This window comes from Streptomyces sp. MB09-02B, from assembly GCF_033794485.1.
In the GTDB taxonomy this organism is placed as follows: domain Bacteria; phylum Actinomycetota; class Actinomycetes; order Streptomycetales; family Streptomycetaceae; genus Streptomyces.
The window spans coordinates 1-1,829 of the sequence record NZ_JARGEE010000801.1 but is presented as its reverse complement, the minus strand read 5'-3'; the positions used below and the strand labels follow the sequence as shown (position 1 = coordinate 1,829).

The 1,829-nt window shown below is 74.9% G+C and carries 1 protein-coding gene; it reads left to right on the top strand.

From position 1 onward, the window contains the following. Positions 1 to 96 precede the first annotated feature (96 nt). Positions 97 to 1,829 (top strand): FG-GAP-like repeat-containing protein (locus tag P1P70_RS44190; RefSeq protein ID WP_319248078.1); only part of this gene is annotated, 1,733 nt, incomplete at its 3' end.

Genomic DNA, 1,829 nt, shown 5'->3' with positions numbered 1-1,829 from the left:
CCGGCGTCCCCGTCACGGCCGACTCGTCCGCGCCCCTCGACCGTCACCCGCCCCCCGATCGTCAGCCGGGCCGCGTGGGGCGCGGACGAGTCGGCCGTGACGGGGACGCCGGAGTACAACGACCGGATCAGCGCGGTGTTCGTCCACGACACGGGCGGCACCAACGCCTACAGCTGCGCCGAGTCGCCCGCCCTGATCCGCGCGCTCATGGCGGACGACATCCAGGCGGCGGGCCGGAGCGACCTCGGCTACAACTTCGTCGTCGACAAGTGCGGCCGTATCTACGAGGGCCGGGCGGGCGGCACGGATCTTTCGGTGCGCGGCGCCCACACGCCCGGGTTCGACGGGGAGTCGACGGGCGTCGCGGTCCTCGGCGACTTCGACGGCGGCGGTGGGCCGAGCCGGGCCGCCGTGGAGTCCGTGGCACGGCTGGCGGCGTGGAAGCTGGGCCAGTACGCGGGCGACCCCACGGGCAAGGTGACGCTGACGGCGTCCGAGGACACCGGCAGGTACACACGCGGCGAGTCTGCGGAGCTGGGCGTCATATCCGGCGGCAGCGACGCGGCGACCCTCACCTCCCCGGGAGCCGGTCTCTACGCCGAACTCCCCGAGATACGCCACTACGCCGCCTCCCCGGCCCGCGCTTCCGCGATACCGACCGCCGACTACACGGGCGACGGCGTGAGCGACCTGGTCGCGCCGACCCCCCGGACCGGCAGCGGCTGGGTCACCCTCGTGCCGGGCGGTGCGAGCGGGCCCGCCCCGACCGCCAGGCTCCGTCTGAACCAGGCGAGCGCGGGCGTGCCGGGCGCCGCCGAATCCGGGGACCAGTGGGGCGCGGCGACCGCGTGGGGCGACGTCGACGGCGACGGGTACGCCGACCTCGTGGTCGGAGCGCCGGGGGAGGACGACACCACCGGGCACGCGGACCGGGGCGCGGTGACGATCCTCTACGGGCCGTCGTTCACCGCCGACGCCGACACCATGGCCCTCGGCGACGACTACGAGCCGGCCGGCGCGCGGTTCGGGGCGACCGTGGCGACCGGGGACTTCAACGCGGACGGCAGGGCGGACGTGTTCACCGCCGCGACCGGTACGGGCGGCAACTGGGCTGCGCGCTTCGGCGACGGCCACGAGGTCGCCGGGGACCTCACCACGGCGACCGGTTCACTGGCGTACGCGGACGCCGCGACCGGCGACTTCAACCGGGACGGCTACGCCGACGTGGCCCTCAACTACCGTGACGCGTCCGGCGTCGGCAGGCTCGTCTGGTTCAAGGGCTCCCGGTCGCTGGGGCTGACGAAGGCCGCGACCCTGACCGTGAAGGGCGGCCGCGCCGTCACGGCGGGCGACGTCGACGGCGACGGCTACGACGACCTCGTCGTCGGACAGCCGTACGCCTCCGAGTCCGGCGGCAACGCGGGCGGCCAGGTGACCGTGGTCCCCGGCACGTCCACCGGACTCGGCTCGACGGGGACAAGGACGGTCCACCAGGCCACGGCGGGGGTGGAGGGTGCCTCCGAGACCTCGGACGGCTTCGGTTCCTCGGTGTCCGTCGGCGATGTCGACGCCGACGGGTACGCCGACGTGCTGACCGGGGCGCCGGGCGAGGACATCACCCGGGCCGGGAAGAACCAGGGCAACGCGGGGTCGGTGTGGCTGCTGAAGGGGGCGGCTGCCGGGGTGAGTGGTGCGGGGTCGGTGGCGTTGTCGCAGGACGCGCCGGACGTGGGCGGCTCGACCGAGGCCGAGGACAAGTTCGGGTCGGCGGTGTCGGGGGCGGATGTCACCGGGGACGGGTACGGCGATGTGCTGGTCGGGGTGGAGGG